14 protein-coding genes are annotated in these 15,512 nt (G+C 66.7%); 7 read left to right on the top strand and 7 right to left on the bottom strand.

The features are described from left to right. The first annotated feature begins 23 nt into the window (after positions 1-23). Genes AC3WJR_RS07985 through AC3WJR_RS07975 form a run of 3 tightly spaced genes read left to right on the top strand, consistent with a single transcriptional unit; the run spans position 24 to position 5,325 of the window. Complete coding sequence (locus AC3WJR_RS07985) at positions 24-1,574, top strand: tryptophan halogenase family protein (protein ID WP_492723737.1); 1,551 nt, start codon at positions 24-26, stop codon at positions 1,572-1,574. After that, positions 1,571-3,100 (top strand): tryptophan halogenase family protein, encoded by a 1,530-nt coding sequence (locus tag AC3WJR_RS07980; RefSeq protein ID WP_492723734.1) that lies wholly within the window; start codon positions 1,571-1,573, stop codon positions 3,098-3,100. The genes AC3WJR_RS07985 and AC3WJR_RS07980 overlap by 4 nt, the downstream gene beginning before the upstream one ends. Continuing rightward, positions 3,097-5,325, top strand: coding sequence for a sialidase family protein (locus AC3WJR_RS07975; protein ID WP_492723732.1), 2,229 nt, complete (start codon positions 3,097-3,099; stop codon positions 5,323-5,325). Before AC3WJR_RS07980 ends, AC3WJR_RS07975 begins: the two co-directional genes overlap by 4 nt. Before the next feature lie 93 nt (positions 5,326-5,418). Here AC3WJR_RS07975 and AC3WJR_RS07970 read toward each other — a convergent pair whose 3' ends face one another. Continuing rightward, positions 5,419-6,699 (bottom strand): glycoside hydrolase family 130 protein, encoded by a 1,281-nt coding sequence (locus tag AC3WJR_RS07970; RefSeq protein WP_492723730.1) that lies wholly within the window; start codon positions 6,697-6,699, stop codon positions 5,419-5,421. A gap of 216 nt (positions 6,700-6,915) precedes the next feature. On the opposite strand from AC3WJR_RS07970, the gene AC3WJR_RS07965 reads away from it, so the two are divergent. After that, entirely contained in the window at positions 6,916-7,473 is a 558-nt protein-coding gene (locus tag AC3WJR_RS07965) for a GDSL-type esterase/lipase family protein (protein ID WP_492723728.1), read from the top strand. A 32-nt stretch (positions 7,474-7,505) separates the two neighbouring features. Here the strand turns inward: AC3WJR_RS07965 and AC3WJR_RS07960 are convergent, their stop codons facing one another. Together AC3WJR_RS07960 and AC3WJR_RS07955 are read right to left on the bottom strand one after the other, a co-directional pair. Continuing rightward, positions 7,506-7,844, bottom strand: a complete 339-nt coding sequence (locus AC3WJR_RS07960; protein WP_492723726.1) for a hypothetical protein — start codon at positions 7,842-7,844, stop codon at positions 7,506-7,508. A gap of 76 nt (positions 7,845-7,920) precedes the next feature. Next, positions 7,921-9,099 (bottom strand): MFS transporter, encoded by a 1,179-nt coding sequence (locus AC3WJR_RS07955; RefSeq protein ID WP_492723724.1) that lies wholly within the window; start codon positions 9,097-9,099, stop codon positions 7,921-7,923. A gap of 152 nt (positions 9,100-9,251) precedes the next feature. Here AC3WJR_RS07955 and AC3WJR_RS07950 point away from each other — a divergent pair, with 152 nt between their 5' ends. Continuing rightward, entirely contained in the window at positions 9,252-10,160 is a 909-nt protein-coding gene (locus AC3WJR_RS07950; RefSeq protein WP_492723722.1) for a LysR family transcriptional regulator, read from the top strand. An 82-nt stretch (positions 10,161-10,242) separates the two neighbouring features. Here AC3WJR_RS07950 and AC3WJR_RS07945 read toward each other — a convergent pair whose 3' ends face one another. Together AC3WJR_RS07945 and AC3WJR_RS07940 are read right to left on the bottom strand one after the other, a co-directional pair. After that, entirely contained in the window at positions 10,243-11,178 is a 936-nt protein-coding gene (locus tag AC3WJR_RS07945; protein ID WP_492723720.1) for an L-lactate dehydrogenase, read from the bottom strand. 127 nt (positions 11,179-11,305) lie between these two features. Next, positions 11,306-11,611, bottom strand: a complete 306-nt coding sequence (locus AC3WJR_RS07940) for a hypothetical protein (RefSeq protein ID WP_492723718.1) — start codon at positions 11,609-11,611, stop codon at positions 11,306-11,308. Positions 11,612-11,695: 84 nt separating this feature from the next. Here AC3WJR_RS07940 and AC3WJR_RS07935 point away from each other — a divergent pair, with 84 nt between their 5' ends. Both AC3WJR_RS07935 and AC3WJR_RS07930 read left to right on the top strand, forming a co-directional pair. After that, positions 11,696-12,355, top strand: a complete 660-nt coding sequence (locus AC3WJR_RS07935; RefSeq protein ID WP_492723716.1) for a Fe2+-dependent dioxygenase — start codon at positions 11,696-11,698, stop codon at positions 12,353-12,355. A 107-nt stretch (positions 12,356-12,462) separates the two neighbouring features. Then, positions 12,463-13,011 carry an ankyrin repeat domain-containing protein gene (locus tag AC3WJR_RS07930; RefSeq protein ID WP_492723715.1) on the top strand — a complete coding sequence of 183 codons (549 nt, stop codon included), beginning with the start codon at positions 12,463-12,465 and terminating at the stop codon, positions 13,009-13,011. Here the strand turns inward: AC3WJR_RS07930 and AC3WJR_RS07925 are convergent. Then, positions 13,008-13,820, bottom strand: a complete 813-nt coding sequence (locus AC3WJR_RS07925) for an NIPSNAP family protein (RefSeq protein WP_492723713.1) — start codon at positions 13,818-13,820, stop codon at positions 13,008-13,010. The two genes, AC3WJR_RS07930 and AC3WJR_RS07925, sit on opposite strands and share 4 nt — an antisense overlap. A gap of 251 nt (positions 13,821-14,071) precedes the next feature. Continuing rightward, the gene (locus tag AC3WJR_RS07920) at positions 14,072-15,496 is read right to left on the bottom strand and encodes a M20/M25/M40 family metallo-hydrolase (protein ID WP_492723711.1); all 1,425 of its coding nucleotides are present in this window, start codon (positions 15,494-15,496) and stop codon (positions 14,072-14,074) included. Positions 15,497-15,512: the final 16 nt, after the last annotated feature.

The following is a 15,512-nucleotide window of genomic DNA, read 5'->3' as shown; positions in this document are numbered from 1 at the left end:
CCGGCACTCAAGCGGAGGGCGCGATGCGCAAGCGGATCCTGATCGTGGGCGGCGGCACCGCCGGGTGGCTGACCGCGGGCTATCTTGCGAAACGGCTGGGGGCCGATCTTGCGGGCGGGGTTTCGATCACGCTGGTCGAGTCGCGCGACATCGGTGTTCTTGGCGTCGGGGAGGGGACGTTCCCGACGATCCGCCGCACGCTCGAGACGATCGGCATCGACGAGGCGGAGCTCGTCCGTCGGTGCGGGGCCACGTTCAAGCAGGGCGCGAAGTTCGCGCATTGGCGTCATACGCCGGGGCAGGGCGCGACCGATCATTACTCGCATCCGTTCCAGGTCGCGGACGCGAGCGACGGGCTCGACCTGTTGCCCTACTGGCTGCTCGGGCTTGGCGGCCCTGAGAATTGGGATGAGGTGTCCAACCCGCAGAAGAAGGCGGCGGACCGGCATCGCGCGCCCAAGCTGCCGACCAACCCCGATTACGTCGGGCCGCTCAATTACGCCTTCCATTTCGACGCAATCGCGCTTGCCGGGCTGTTGCGCGAGCAGGGGATCAGGAACGGCGTCCGGCACCTGACCGATACCGTCGGCGAGGTGCTGCTTGCCGAGGACGGATCGATCGCTGGTGTGCGCACCGAGCAGAATGGCGTGCTCGACGCCGACCTATATGTGGATTGCACGGGCTTTCGCGCCGAACTGATCGGCAAGGCGATGGGCGTGCCGTTCAAGTCGTGCCGCGACGTGCTGTTCTGCAACCGCGCGATCGCCGCGCAACTCCCCTATGCGCGGCCGAACGATCCGATCGCTTCCTATACCATCTCGACCGCGCAGGAATCCGGGTGGATCTGGGACATCGGGCTCGATCGCCGGCGCGGCATCGGGCACGTCTATTCCTCCGACCATAGCGACGACGACGCCGCCGAGCGCGTGTTGCGCGGCTATCTCGGTGCCGCCGGGGCGGATGCCGAGGTGCGCCACTTCAAGTTCGATGCGGGCTATCGCGAGGTCAATTGGGTCAACAATTGCGTCGCGGTCGGGCTGTCGAGCGGGTTCTTCGAGCCGTTGGAGGCAACCGGTATCGCGTTCGCCGAAGTGTCGGCGGGGATGATCGCCAACCTGTTCCCCTGGGGCGGCGACTATGAGACGTCTGCGCGCCAGTTCAACGCGAACATGCTGCGCCGCTACGAACGCGCGCTCGATTTCATCAAGCTGCATTATTGCATCTCGCAGCGGCGCGACAGCGCGTTCTGGCGCGATAATGTCGACGATGCCTCGGTTCCCGACAGCCTGCTCGAAATGCTCGACCGCTGGCGCTTCCGCCCGCCCAACGAGCTCGACATCGACGGGCAGATCGACATCTTCACCGACGCGAGCTGGCAGTACGTCCTGTACGGCATGGGCTGGAAGACCGACCTGAGCGCGAAGGCGGGGGCGCTGCGCTATCATGAGGACGCGCGGCGCGCGTTCGCCGAAGTGCGGCGGCAGGCCGACTTTGCGATCGCCAATCTTCCGTCGAACCGCGATCTCGTCACCTTTGCGCAGACGCACCGCTTCGGCGCACGGGTAGCAGCGTGACGGCGGAGCCTTCGCGGATCACCAAGGTCGTGATCGTGGGCGGCGGTACTGCGGGGTGGATGACCGCTGCGGCACTGTCCCGGCTCGTTGCGGGGGGCGTGTCGGTCACGCTGGTCGAGTCCGAGGAGATCGGCACGGTCGGCGTCGGCGAGGCCACGATCCCGTCGCTGCTCGACTTCAACGCGATGCTCGGGATCGACGAGGACGCGTTCATCCGCGCAACCGCCGCGACCTTCAAGCTCGGCATCGAGTTTCGCGACTGGGCGCAGCCTGGGGACTCCTATCTCAACCCGTTCGGGACGCACGGCCGCGATGTTGCAGGCGTGGCTTTCCATCATCTCTGGCTGCGTCAGCGTGCTTCGGGTGCGCCCGATCCGGGGCCGATCGGCGCTTATTGCCTGGCCGAGGTGGCGGCCCGACGCGGACGGTTCACCCGACCGAGCACCAATCCGCAATCGGTCCTGTCGACATTGTCCTATGCGTTCCATTTCGATGCCACGCTTTATGCCGCCTTCCTGCGGGATTTGGCCGAGCGTGACGGGGTCGTCCGCGTCGAAGGGCGGGTGGTCGCGGTGGACAGGGATGCGGACACCGGCTTCATCGATGCGGTGCGGCTCGCGGATGGCCGACGGATCGATGGACAACTGTTTATCGACTGTAGCGGGTTTCGCTCGCTGCTGCTCGGGGACGCCCTTGGGGTTCCGTTTACGAGCTGGCAGCAATGGCTGCCGTGCGACCGCGCCTGGGCCGTGCCGAGCGCACGCAACGCTCCGCCGATGCCGTACACGCGCGCGACCGCTGACACTGCGGGATGGCGCTGGCGCATTCCGCTCCAGCACCGTGTCGGCAACGGCTATGTCTATTCAAGCGCGCATAGCGATGACGACGCCGCACGGTCGGCGCTGCTCGCAGGGCTGGATGGCGCGCCACTGGGCGAGCCGCGGCCCCTGCGGTTCGTGGCCGGTCGGCGCGATCGGCTGTGGGAGAAGAACTGCGTCGCGATCGGGCTGGCGGGTGGGTTCCTCGAACCGCTCGAATCGACCAGCATCCACCTGATCCAGTCGGGCATCGCGCGGTTGATGAGCCTCTTCCCGGATGGCGAGTTCGCGGCGGTCGAGATCGACGAATATAACCGCGTGATGCTGCGCGAGTATGCGCAGATCCGCGACTTCATCATCCTCCATTACCACGCGACCACCCGCGCGGACGCGCCGTTCTGGGACCATTGCCGGACGATGACGCTGCCGGCGTCGCTCGAGGCCAAGCTGGCGCTGTGGTCCGGCAAGGGGCGCGTGTTCCGCGAGCAGGGCGATCTGTTCACGCCCGACAGCTGGATCGCGGTCCTGCTTGGCCAGGGGATTCAGCCGCGGTCGTTCGACCCGTTGGCGGCGACACTGCCGGCGGACGAGACGGCGCGGTTCATGGCGCATGTCCGCGACATGATCGACAAGACCGCCGCTGCGATGCCGACGCAGGACCAGTTCATCGCGCAGCATTGCGCAGCGCCTCTGCGGGAACCGGCATGATCCGAATGACGTCGGCGGCAGGGTTGCAAGCGCTGGCCGCAGTGGTGGCGATCACGCTGGCGGGTTCGGGTTGGCAGTCGGTTTCAGCCGGGCCGCACCGGACGGCGCCCTATCGCTGGACCAACGTGAAGGTAGGGGCAGGGGGCTATGCGCCCAACATCGTGTTCAGTCCGGCAGAGCGCGGCCTGGCGTATCTTCGCACCGATATGGGCGGTGCCTATCGCTGGGATGCGAAGGTGCAGCGCTGGATCCCGCTGCAGGACGGCAATGCGACGCCGAGCTATATGGGGATCGAAAGCATCGCGCCCGATCCGCGCAATCCCGACATCGTCACCATGGCCGCGGGCATGAACGCCGGGCAACCCGCCGCGATCCTGCGGTCGGCGGATCGCGGACAGACGTGGCGGGTCACCCCCGTGCCATTCGCGATGGGGGGTAACGAGGATGGCCGTGGGCTCGGTGAGCGGCTCGCGGTCGATCCCAACGATCCGCAGCGCCTGTTCTTCGGCTCGCGGCATGACGGGCTTTGGCGCAGCGACGACGCTGGCGCGACCTGGCGCAAGGTGACGACCTTTCCGGTCGCGGGGCTCGGACGGCCCGCGTCGCGAAAGACGCATGGCGGCGTGGCCTTCGTCGCGATCGACGCGACGAGCGGCGGCGGGGGCACGGGATCGCGCCGGATCTGGGCGGGTGTCGCCGACCCGGGGGAGGTGCATCTCTTTCGCTCGGACGATGGCGGCAAGACGTGGGTCGCCGCGCCGGGCCCGGCACTGCTCGCGGCAAAGGGCGTGATCGATTCCCGTGGTGTGTTGTGGGTCGGCTATGCCAGCGGGCTCGGGCCGAGCGGGATCAGGACCGGGGCGGTGTGGCGCTATGCTCCCGATGGAACCGGCCGGGACGTAACCCCTGCGGCATGGCGCGAGACCGGCGCGGAGGGTGCGTTCCTTGGCGTCGCGGTCTCGGCCATGGCGCCCGGCACCGTCGCGATCAGTACGGTGGATCGGTACCGCCACGGCGACTCGCTGTGGGTCAGTCGCGACGACGGCGGTCACTGGGACGATGTCGGCGCGCGCAGTCGGCGCGACGTGTCCGAGACGCCCTTCCTGCTGCACGAAGGCAAGGGCGCCGATTTCGGGCACTGGATCTCGGGCCTCGCGATCGATCCGTTCGATCCGGGACATGTCGCCTACACGACCGGCGCGACCGTCTACGCAACCCGCTCTCTGGGCAAGGCGGATGTGGGCTGGGCACCCTGGACCAAGGGGATCGAGCAGACCGCGATCATCACGCTGGTCTCGCCGACCGGTGGTGCGCCGTTGATTTCGGGCTTCGGCGACCTTGCCGGGTTCGTCCACGACGATCTGACGGCTTCGCCGCAACCGACCTTCATCAACCCGTACATGTCGAACACCAACACGATCGATTACGCCGGGCTTGCCCCCAAAGTGATCGTCCGCAGCGGAAGCCTGTACCTCGATCGCCCGCGGGAGGCGTCGATGGGGCGGTCCGAGGATGGCGGCCGGACCTGGACGGCGTTGACGCTGCCGCCGATGGGTGATCCGGCCAGGCGCGAGGATCTGAACGGCGACTGGCCGATCACCGTTTCCGCCGATGGCGCGACGATGGTGGTGGGAACCCCGGTGCCGCAGGTGTCGAGGGATCGCGGCAAAAGCTGGACGGTGGTGCGCGGGCTGCCCGGCAAGACCCGCGCCGTCGCTGACAAGCGTGATCCGCGTATCTTCTACGCGGTCGATATCGCGCGTGGGCGGGTTCTCGTTTCGCGGGATGCTGCCGCCAGTTTTGCCCCCGTGGCGAGCGGGGGGCTGCCCGCCGATCTGACCCCTGCGGGCCGCCATGGCCGCGAGGCGCAGAGCGCGCTCGTGGTCGACCCCGGCCGTTCGGGCATATTGTGGTTGCAGGCGGGCGAGCGGCTGTTTCGCAGTACGGATGGTGGCGTCAGCTTCGCGCCGGCCAGCGGTGCGCTGCAGGTCGAACTGTTCGGACTGGGAAAGAACGCGGTCTTTGCGGTCGGAACGCTGGAAGGCATCCGTGGCGTATGGCGGTCGGTCGACATGGGACAGACCTGGTCGCGGATCGACGATGATGCGCATCGCTGGGGCGGACGCTACCGCGTCGTTTCGGGGGATCCCCGGCGCGAGGGGCGCGTCTATCTGGGCACGGACGGGCGGGGCATCTTCTACGGCGATCCCGTGGCAGCGCGATGATCGCTGAACGCACACGACAGGCGTGCTGACGGGGTGCAGGGGCATCGCCGCCGAAAACGCAGCGACGTGCCCCTGCAACCGATATCCGCCGAATTACGGTTCCATCACGCTCAGCAGGTCATCGACGCTGCCCGTCGCGAACGCGCTATATTCGTCGCCGATCGCATAGGGCAACAAGATCCGCCGCCCGTGTAGCAACGCGCCGCAGCTGTACGTCACGTTCGGGACATAGCCGCCGCGTTGCTCGGCCGAGGGGAACAGCAGCGGGGAGGGGGTGCGCGCCAGCACCTTCGACGGGTCATTCTTGTCGAGCAGGCATGCACCCACGCAATAGCCGCGAACCATGCCGACGCCGTGCGTGAAGACGAGCCAGCCCTCGTCGATCTCGATCGGCGATCCACAATTGCCGATCTGGACGAACTCCCACGGGTATTTGGGTCCCATGATCCGGGTGCCCTCGTCCCAATTGTAGAGATCGTCGGAGTAGAGCAGCCACATGTTGACGCTGTCCTGCCGGCCGATCATCGCGAAGCGACCGTCGATCCGACGCGGGAAAAGCGCCATGCCCTTGTAGCCGGACATTTCCCCCGTCAGCGCGCGCATCTCGAAGGTGCGCTGGTCGATGCCGCGCAGAAGCTCGGCGCGCGCAGAACTGCCGTCATAGGCGGTGTACGTCCCGATGACGCTTTCTACCCCGTCATGATCGGTGAAGCGCACGAGCCGGAGATCCTCGACGCCTTGCCGCTGGCTCGGGAGGATCGGGAAGATCACGGTTTCGGAAATGTCCTCGCTGTCGTCGGCGCGCATCCGCACCCAGCCATCGTTGTCGCTCTCGATCCGCGGTGGAACCCCCTGTTCGCTGGGCGGATCGACGACGAGGTTGGTGCCCCCGTCCCAGGTCCCGGTCCGGAACGTCACCGACGAGATATGACCCTCGCCAACCCCGCGCAGCGACACGATGAAGCGCACGCTGTCATCGTTCGGATCCTGATCGGGCAAGGTGACGATGCTCGGGTTGAACAGCGCGGCGGACTCGAACGCATATTCCTGGCTGTAATAGGCCCCCAGCAACAGCTGGTCGCGCTCCTCCTCGACCTGCACGTCGCCGAGCTTGTCCTTCACCTCGGCGAAGCGACGGAGGAAGCCATCGTCGACGTTGCGATGACGCACGGACATCGAGTCGGTCAGCAGACGCAGCATGCGATCCCGCGTGGCAGGCTCCAGCGCCATCACGCGCGCCGCAACCTCCTGCAGACGGGTCGGCTGTTGTTCGAAGGCGGACGGGTATTCGAAACTGAACGGGCGAATGACGGTGCGTGATGGATCCGGTTTGAGTTCAATGTCCAGGGTGGTGAAAACGTCCGCTGCGATCATCCGCTGGCCTCTTTCTGTGCAACCGTGTCGATAGAGGCGATACTCCCGCCGCGCGGTAAAGGTCCGGCTCGAGACATCGGAGCAATAAACTTTGACGATGTGGCAATGGCGGCGACGTCGCGACTCCCCCCGTCGGGTCCGCATGTTGGCAGACCATGCCGACGATCTGGTGGGCATCTTACATTCGAACCGCGACCTCCCATCTCACACGGCTCGATGACAACACCCCCCTTTATTCTCGCGCTCGGCGACAGTCTGGTCGCCGGCTATGGCCTTGCCACAGCGGACGGCTTTCCCGCGCAACTGGAGGCGGCGTTGCAGGTCCGCTTTCCGGGTGCACACGTGCTGAACGCCGGCGTGTCGGGAAGCACTAGCGCGGACGTCGAGCGACGTTTGCCCGGGATCCTGTCGGGCCTCACGCAGCGACCCGACCTGGCGATCGTGCAGGTCGGGCCCAACGACGTCTTGCGGCAAGTCCCTGCCACGCGTACCCGGGCGCACCTCGCGCAGACGTTGCTGCGCTTGCAAGATTGCGGGATCCCGGTGCTGCTGACGACGGTCGCGCCCCCGGCCATCCTGCGGGACCGGGCCGCGGCGTATCTGGGTATTCATGCCGAACTGGCTGCCGATTATGGCGCGACGGTGCGGCCGTTCTTTCCGCCCGGGGTGCTGGGGCATCCGGACATGGTCCTGGCCGACAAGGTCCATCCCAACGCCAAAGCGATCGCGGCGGTGGTTGCCGCACTGCGCGATGCGGTGGAAGCCATGCTATAACGCCACCGTGATCGTCCGGAAGGCCGGAAGGGTCAGCGCTGTTTCTTGGTGTTGCCCGCGGTGAAATCGGGTTCCTTCTTGGCGACCCAGTCGACGAACTTGCGCACCGCCGGCTCGGCCAGAAGCCCCTCGACGTTCATGCCGTGCCGCTCGAGTTCGGCGTTGGTGAAATTGGCCGTCACCGTTTGCTGGCAGATCGGGTGCATCGGCACGACGTCACGACCGCCGCGGCTCTTGGGGACGGGATGATGCCAGACGATCGTCTTGCCCAGGGGACGACCACACAACCAGCAGGGCGCTATCTCGACCGGCGCATCCTCGTCGTGCTGCGCATCATCATACCCGCCGTGTTTCGAATGTTTGCGCGCCATGCTTCGGTCGATTCCGTGCCTGTGCCACCGGGGAAGGCGGCGGATCCGGGGCCGTTACTACATCAGGCGCAGATCGTTATCGACATTCCTGTGCCACGGCGTGGGTGGCTGCCGATTTCCCCTTGGCACTAGCGATCACCGCCACCAAGCCCAGCGCCGATGCCACCGCGCCCGCCAGTGCCACGGCGGGATATCCCAGCCCGCCCGCGATGACCGCACCACCGACTGCCGCGCCGATCGCGTTGCCAAGGTTGAACGCCCCGATGTTCATTGCCGAGGCAAGGTTGGGCGCATCCGCCGCGGCTTGCATCACGCGGATCTGCAGCGGCGGGACGAGCGCGAAGCTCGCGACGCCCCACAGGAAGATCAGGATTGCGGTCGGCACCGCAAAGGACATCAGCATCGCAAACGCGACGAGGATCGCGGCAAGCGCCGCCAGCGTCACGATCAGCGTCCGGTCGACCGAGCGATCGGCAAACCGCCCGCCGAGCCAGTTGCCCAGTGTAAGACCCACGCCGTAGGTCACCAGCATCGCGGTGACGTAGCCGAGCGAGGCCTGCGTCGCCTCACGCAGGATCGGCGTGATGTAGGTGAAGACGGTGAACATCGCACTTGCGCCCACCGCGGTCAGCCCAAGCGCACCGAGGACGGGCCCCCGGGTCAACACGCGCAGTTCGGCCATCGCATTGCCGCCCGTCGGCGCGGGCAGTGCGGGGAGGGTCAGGCGCAATGCTGCCATGGTCAAAATCCCCAACGCGGAGATTCCCCAGAAGGACGACCGCCACCCGAGATGGTCGCCCGCCCAGGTCGCGAGTGGCACGCCGACGACATTGGCGATCGTCAGCCCCATGAACATCGCCGCGACCGCCCCCGCGCGGCGTTCGGCCGGCACAAGGCTGGCGGCGACGATCGAGCCGACGCCGAAGAAGGCCCCGTGGTTGAGCGACGTCAGGATCCGCGCGGCCATCAACATGCCGTAGCCGGTCGACACCGCCGCCAGCAGATTGCCGACGGTGAAGATACCGGCCAGCGCGATCAGCAATGTTCGCCGTGGTACCCGCCCGGTCGTCAGCGTCATCAGCGGCGCGCCGAGCACGACGCCTAGCGCATAGGCGCTGATCAGAAGGCCCGCGGTCGGGATCGATACGCCGAGATCGCCTGCGATGACGGGCAACAGGCCCATCGGGGCAAATTCGGTGACGCCGATGCCGAAGGCACCGACGGCCAGGGCCAGCAGGCCGGGATTGAGCTTCATCGTGGCGATCCTGCGACGAGCGCGGGCACACGCAGCCCTGATGACCCCAATTGACGATAATCCATTTCCGTGTCCCCGACTGTTCCGTTGAGGCATAGATGGACTGGCGGTGGACGCGTTATTAGAGGTCGGTGACGCGAAGGATTTTTGACATGGACGCAAAGATGGGAATGGGGGCGGATCGTGCCCGGGCGCTCGAAGTGTTCGCGGCGGTGATGCGTGAAGGCAGCTTCTCCGGTGCAGGACGTGTGCTGGGGCTGACGCCATCCGCGGTGGCCCGATCGATCGACCGGATCGAGGCGCGGCTCGGCGTTCGGCTGTTGCTGCGCTCGACCCGGGCGCTGACCCCGACCGCGGAGGGGCAAACGTATCTGCAGACCGCACGCCGGATCCTCGCCGATCTCGACGACGCCGAGCAGCAGATCGCCGACCAGGGTGCGCCGCGCGGGCGTCTGCGGATCAGCGCGGCGCTGTCGCATGGGCGATTGCGCGTCGTGCCGCTGCTGGGCGCATTCGCGCAGGCGTATCCCAACATCCTGATCGACTTCGCGCTGACCGACACGATCGTCGACGTGGCAGCGGGGCAGGCGGACGTCGCGATCCGGTTCGGACCGCTGGGCGACAGCATGCTGACCGCGCGCAAGCTTGGCGAAAGCCGCCGGATGATCGTCGCGGCGCCCGACTATCTGGCGCGGTGCGGCACGCCGGTTCGCCCCGAAGACCTGCACCAACACAATTGCCTCAACTTCAATTTCCGCCGCGTCGAGCCCGTCTGGCCGTTTCGCGTCGACGGTCAGGATGTCGCGCTGACCGTGAAAGGGTCGATCGAGGCCAATAACGGCGAAACGCTGGGACAGTTGGCCGCCGCCGGGGTCGGCATCGCCCGCGTCGGTGCGTTCAGCGTCGTCGACGACGTCGCCGCCGGTCGGCTCGTTCCCGTGCTCGAGCAACTGAACCCCGGCGATGTCGAACTGATCCACGCGGTGTTCGTCGGCGGGACAAACACGCCCGCGCGCGTGCGCGCGTTCGTCGATTTTCTCGCCGAGCGCCTGACGAGTTGAGGGAGATTGCTGCCCGGCGTGAGCGACTTGCCCACCGCCGGGCCGATGCCGATCGAAGCCGACGCTCTGCCGCGAGCGGCTTTCAGTCGCTTCCTTCGGCATGGCGCAGAGTTTCCCGCAGCACCTCGGCAGACGCAAGCAGCGCCGTCTGCTCCTGATCCGAAAGCATAGGCGTCAGGACGCGCGATACGCCACCCGCGCCGATCAGACAGGGAAGGCTGAGATAGACACCGTCGATGCCATATTCGCCGGTGAGCAGCGTGGAGACGGGCAGGGCGACCCGCTCGTCGCGCACGACGGCCTCGCAAATGCGAACGATCGCCGAAGCGACGCCGAAGGAGGTGTAGCCCTTGCCTTCGCTGATTGTGTAGCCCGCGCGCATCACGTCGTGCGCGATCTGCGCGCGGTCGAACGCCTGTCCAGCCAAGAACGCGTCGAGCTCCATGCCGCCGATCCGAACCGTCGAATAGGCGACGACTTCGCTGTCGCCGTGCTCGCCCAGAACCTGCGCCTCGACCGCGCCGGGCGCGATGCCGAGTTCATCCGCCACACGCTTCCGGAAGCGGTTGCTGTCGAGCAGCGTGCCGGTCCCGATCACGCGTTCCGGCGGCAGACCCGATTCCTGCTGGGCGACTTGCGCCATCGCATCGGCGGGATTGGAGGCCACGACGAGGACACCGTCGAACCCGGCATCCATCGCCTGCCGCACGCACTCGCGCACGATCTTGGCGCTTCTGGCCGCAACAGCGGTACGAGCCTCGCCATCCTTGGTCGATGCACCCGCGGTGATCACAAGAATGCCGGCATCGGCGACATCGGCATAATCACCGCCCCAGATGCGGACCGGACGCGCGACCGCATTGGCATCGGCGATGTCGGTGGCCTCGGCGATGGCGTGGTCGATCGACTGGTCGATCAGCACGATCTCGGCGATCAGGCCGCGGAGCATCAGCGCATAGGCGGTGGTGGCTCCGACATGGCCAGCGCCGACGATCGCGATGCGGGAGGTCGCTGGCATGAAGGAGTTCCTCGGGGTGTGTGCGAATATGGCCGGAGCGCGCTGCTGCCGGTTTGTGGGTGCTCAACGATGACCGTACCGGCTGGTTGTCGCAAGCGTAAGTCCGGCGTGCTCGTGCACGGCCCTGTTAGCGTTCGCCTTCACCCTCGCCACGTTCGTTCTCGCCCCCTTCGCTTTCGCCTTCGCCGCGCTGTCCGCGATGCTGCTGTGCGGCCCGCGCGCGCCGCGGGTTCTTCACGATATGCTGCCCGTTCGTGCGCCGCACGACATGACGTTCGCCTTCACCTTCACCCTCGCCACGTTCGTTTTCGCCCCCTTCACCACGCTGATCGGCAGCGGCGGACAGCGGCAGGGCGGCTGCCTCGGTGAGAACGGCCTGACCCGATTGCGCCACGACGAACGCGCCGACACCAACCCACAATTTCATACGCATATGCTTTTTATCCCGTTTTCGCCGTAGGGCGTGAAACCGTTAGGGGGCCTGTGCGCTCCACGTCGGAACCAAGGATTTCCCATGTTGCTGATCATCGCCAACGTTCTAGACGCCAACAATCTCCGATGGTTACGAGATAAGCTTGGTGAGGTTCGCTATGTAGACGGCCGTCAGACGGCTGGCCGGGAAGCACGCACGGTCAAACGCAACGAGCAGGTCGATCGTGACGATCCGCTGCTGGCGGAGATGCAGCAATGCGTGGTCGACCGGCTGCTGGACAACCGCCTGTTCAAGATGGCGACGCGGCCGCATGTCGTCCGGCCACCGCTGTTCAGCCACTACGCGCCGGGCATGGAGTATGGCAGCCATGTCGACGATGCGATCATGGGCGGGATGCGGACGGATGTGTCGGTCACGGTCTTCCTGTCGGAGCCCGACGCCTATGACGGCGGCGCGTTGGTCATCGAGTCCTCTGCTGGGGAACAGGACATCAAGCTCGCTGCGGGTTCTGCGGTGGTCTATCCGACGACGTCGCTGCACCGGGTCGCGCCGGTCTTGGCGGGCGAGCGGCTGGCGGCGGTGACCTGGGTCCGCAGCCTCGTGCGTGATGCTGCTGCGCGCGAGTTGCTGTTCGATCTGGAGACGGCGCGGCACGGTTTGTACGAAAGGCTCGGCAAGACCCCGGAAATGGATCTTCTCGCCAAGACACAGTCGAATTTGCTCAGGCTCTGGGCGGAGGATTGAGCAAGCGTATCAGCCAGGACGCAGCCAAGGGCGGATCTTTCTTCCCATCGGTGGGAGCCAGTAGCGCGATCGGCTCGTTCAGGAGGCTCATCTTGTCAGGAAATGCCGTGTCCGAGCCCCAAACCACCGCCGATCCGCGCCCCCTGCCGCCGCGCGAGCGACTACAGGAACTGCTCCACGAGGCAGCACGGCTCGGGCGCGACGACGTGATCCCCGCGCTTCTGCAAGCGGGGGCGGAGATCGATGCGCGCGATGCCAAGGGATACACCCCGCTGATTCTCGCCAGCTATAACGGGCACGCCACCGCCACGTCGGTGCTTCTCGACCACGGCGCGGATGCCGCCGCGGGGGATGGCGCGCGCGGGAACACCGCTCTGATGGGCGTGGCGTTCAAGGGCTATGCCAGCATAGCGCGCTTGCTTGTGGATGCCGGCGTCGATGTGAACCAGCGCAATCTGGCGGGGCAGACCGCGGTGATGAACGCGGTCATGTTCGGCCATGCCGAGATCGCCGAGATGCTGCTCGCTGCCGGCGCAGAGACCGACGTGATCGATGCCGCCGGCAACACCCCGGCGAGCATCGCCGCCGGGCAGAGCAACACCGCGATGGCCGAGTTGATCGCGCGTGCCACGACCGCGGCACGTTCGACCGTCTAGATCTGCGAATAGGGCGTCGGGCTCAGGATCTGGTTGTCGATGCCCGTGGTGATCTCTGGGTCGGTAAGCCCCGGTGTCGCGATCAACCGCTGCCACGCGGGATCCGTGCCGAAGGTGCGCCAGTTCCGCTCGCGCGTTGCGAGGTCCGGGAAGGTCAGCAGGTAGGTCAGGCTGGGCAGGGTGGGTCCGGTCAGGTCCTGCGCGAAGAAGACGGGCTTGAGGCCGGTGCGGCGGAAAAGGTCGATCTCTCCGCCGGTATCGAACATCGCGATCTTGGTCGCCCCGGCCTTGTAGCTATGGCTCATATAGGTCCTGAGCTCGAAGATGCGGGCCTTGTTGCCCTCCGCAGTGTCGGGAACCTCGACACGAGGAAAGTGCGGGAACCCGCGCATCAGCTTCACGTCGAGCGAGGCATAGGCCGGGCTTTCCGGCGTGGCATTGGCAAACGCCGCGGCAGCAGCTGTATGCCGCGCGTCGGCGGCCAGCCGATCGGGCAAGGCGAGGAAGTCGGCGATCGAGGGATGCGGAACGACCACCTGGACGGCCGGGGCCCCGGGGCCGATCGCGACCGTGAACACGCCCACCGGCCCACACCCTGCGCGGCGTGCGGCCGGGATGAAGGCGTCCTTCAGATACGCGTCCAGGCGCGCTCTCATCGGGCCGTTGACCAGACTGTAGGTCCGCAGTTCATAGATTTCCGGAGTGGCGGCCGCGGTACCGCGCTGCGCCCTCGCTTCGGTGCTGGCAATGGCCACGCCGCCAAGCGCCGCGCCAGCGAGCAGCGAACGTCGATCGATTGGGTCCGCCATCATGTCCTCGCAAATTCACCTGGCCGCACAGGAAGCCCATGCCGCATCTATCGTCAACCCATCACCTGCGGCGTTTTGGTCGGCGGGTGAATGGCTTGGGGGAAAGCGCAGCCCGTCGGGAACGAACAGGCGACGTCACGACGCGAACCGGATCAATCCGCGCCGGTGCCCGGCGAGCGGAGCGCTGACCGTTTGGCCCCGAGCGGATTTTAGGCATCGCTGCCGATCCGCCTGGGGTTTCGGGGCGTTTGTCAGTGTGATGCGAAATGGGTCACGAGATCGTAGATGTAGTCCCGCCCGCGGTAGAGCGCATCCGCCGAAATCCGTTCGTTCAACCCATGCGTGCCTGCCGTGGCAGGGTCGTTCCAAAGCCCGGGAATGCCATACGTCGGAATGTTCAGCTTGCTGAGGTACGTCGCATCGGTAGCCCCCGCCGACTGCGTGGGGATGACGGGAATGCCCGGAAAGTGCTTCGCCCCAATCGCGGCGATCGGCTTGAGGATCGCGGGGTCGAGCGGCGGGGTCACCGCGACGGGGCGCTCCTGAATCTTGCTCGGCGACACTTTGACCTGCGGATCAGCGATCACCCGTTCAATCGCTGCCTTGGTCTCCGCGGCGGTTTCACCCGGCGCGATCCGGCAGTTGACGGACGCCGTCACCCGCTGCGGCAAGGCGTTCGCCGCATGCCCGCCCTCGATCAGCGTGGCGACGCACGTCGTGCGCAGCAACGGGTTGAGGCTCAGGTCCGCCGAGACGGTTTCCGCCGCCTTGGCATCACCGGGTTGCCTTGCCAGCTGGACCATCGCGGCGCCGGTGGCGTCCTTCCGCAAAGCGCCGGCCTGGGCCAGATAGGCTTGTGACACGGGGTTGAGATGGACCGGGAATTGCAGCGTGCTGACCTTGGTCAGCGCGGCGGCGAGGCGATAGATCGCATTGTCGGGTTGCGGTTGCGAGCTATGGCCACCCCGATTGGTAACCTCGAGCACGAAGTTGCGCGGCGACTTCTGCGATACCTGGACACCGAGCGTTTCTGGGCCGCCGCCGGGCGCAGTCCGCCCGCCGCCGCCTTCGTTGAAGGCGAAGCCGGCTTTCATGAGTTCGGGCCGGTTGTCGACGAGCCATCCGGCACCGTTGAGCACGCGCTCGTTCGTTCCTTCCTCGCCGCAAGTGAGCGCGAGCTTCACCGTGCGGCGCGGCTTGAACCCGGATTGCTTCCAGCGGATCAGCGTGTCCGAGAAGATCGCAGCCTGCGCCTTGTCGTCGCTGCTGCCGCGACCGTAGAAATAGCCGCCTTCCTCGACGAGGACGAAGGGATCTCGGACCCAATCCTCGCGCTTCGCTTCGACCACGTCGATGTGCGCGAGCAACAGCAAGGCGGGTTCCTTGGCGTTGGATCCGGCCCATGTCACCACCAGTCCGCCGTCGCGCGGGCGACCGTCCGGCACGTAGAGCACGAGGTCCTGCGCCGCGAAGCCCGCCGCGCTCAGCCGGGTCTGGACCTGCCGCGCCGCCTTGGTGCAGTCGCCGACCGAGGACGTCGTGTTGGTTTCCACCAGTTCCTTGTAAAGCGCGCGGAAGGCGGCCCGGTCCGCCCGTTGCGCGGGGGCCTGAGCGGTCGAAGCCACGGGGAGCATCACGGAGGCGGTCGCCAGCAGGGCGGATAGGAGAGGCTTCATGGTGTGTCGTCCTGTT

It is taken from the genome of Sphingomonas sp. FW306-05-A, from assembly GCF_058782275.1.
This window is presented reverse-complemented; position numbering and strand designations above follow the sequence as displayed.

What these genes read in the sequence shown, in the direction of transcription:
- AC3WJR_RS07985 (WP_492723737.1), top strand. Translation starts at nt 24, where the DNA reads ATGCGCAAGCGGATCCTGATCGTGGGCGGCGGCACCGCCGGGTGGCTG.
- AC3WJR_RS07975 (WP_492723732.1), top strand. Translation starts at nt 3,097, where the DNA reads ATGATCCGAATGACGTCGGCGGCAGGGTTGCAAGCGCTGGCCGCAGTG.
- AC3WJR_RS07970 (WP_492723730.1), bottom strand. Translation starts at nt 6,699, where the DNA reads ATGATCGCAGCGGACGTTTTCACCACCCTGGACATTGAACTCAAACCG.
- AC3WJR_RS07965 (WP_492723728.1), top strand. Translation starts at nt 6,916, where the DNA reads ATGACAACACCCCCCTTTATTCTCGCGCTCGGCGACAGTCTGGTCGCC.
- AC3WJR_RS07960 (WP_492723726.1), bottom strand. Translation starts at nt 7,844, where the DNA reads ATGGCGCGCAAACATTCGAAACACGGCGGGTATGATGATGCGCAGCAC.
- AC3WJR_RS07955 (WP_492723724.1), bottom strand. Translation starts at nt 9,099, where the DNA reads ATGAAGCTCAATCCCGGCCTGCTGGCCCTGGCCGTCGGTGCCTTCGGC.
- AC3WJR_RS07950 (WP_492723722.1), top strand. Translation starts at nt 9,252, where the DNA reads ATGGACGCAAAGATGGGAATGGGGGCGGATCGTGCCCGGGCGCTCGAA.
- AC3WJR_RS07945 (WP_492723720.1), bottom strand. Translation starts at nt 11,178, where the DNA reads ATGCCAGCGACCTCCCGCATCGCGATCGTCGGCGCTGGCCATGTCGGA.
- AC3WJR_RS07940 (WP_492723718.1), bottom strand. Translation starts at nt 11,611, where the DNA reads ATGCGTATGAAATTGTGGGTTGGTGTCGGCGCGTTCGTCGTGGCGCAA.
- AC3WJR_RS07925 (WP_492723713.1), bottom strand. Translation starts at nt 13,820, where the DNA reads ATGGCGGACCCAATCGATCGACGTTCGCTGCTCGCTGGCGCGGCGCTT.
- AC3WJR_RS07920 (WP_492723711.1), bottom strand. Translation starts at nt 15,496, where the DNA reads ATGAAGCCTCTCCTATCCGCCCTGCTGGCGACCGCCTCCGTGATGCTC.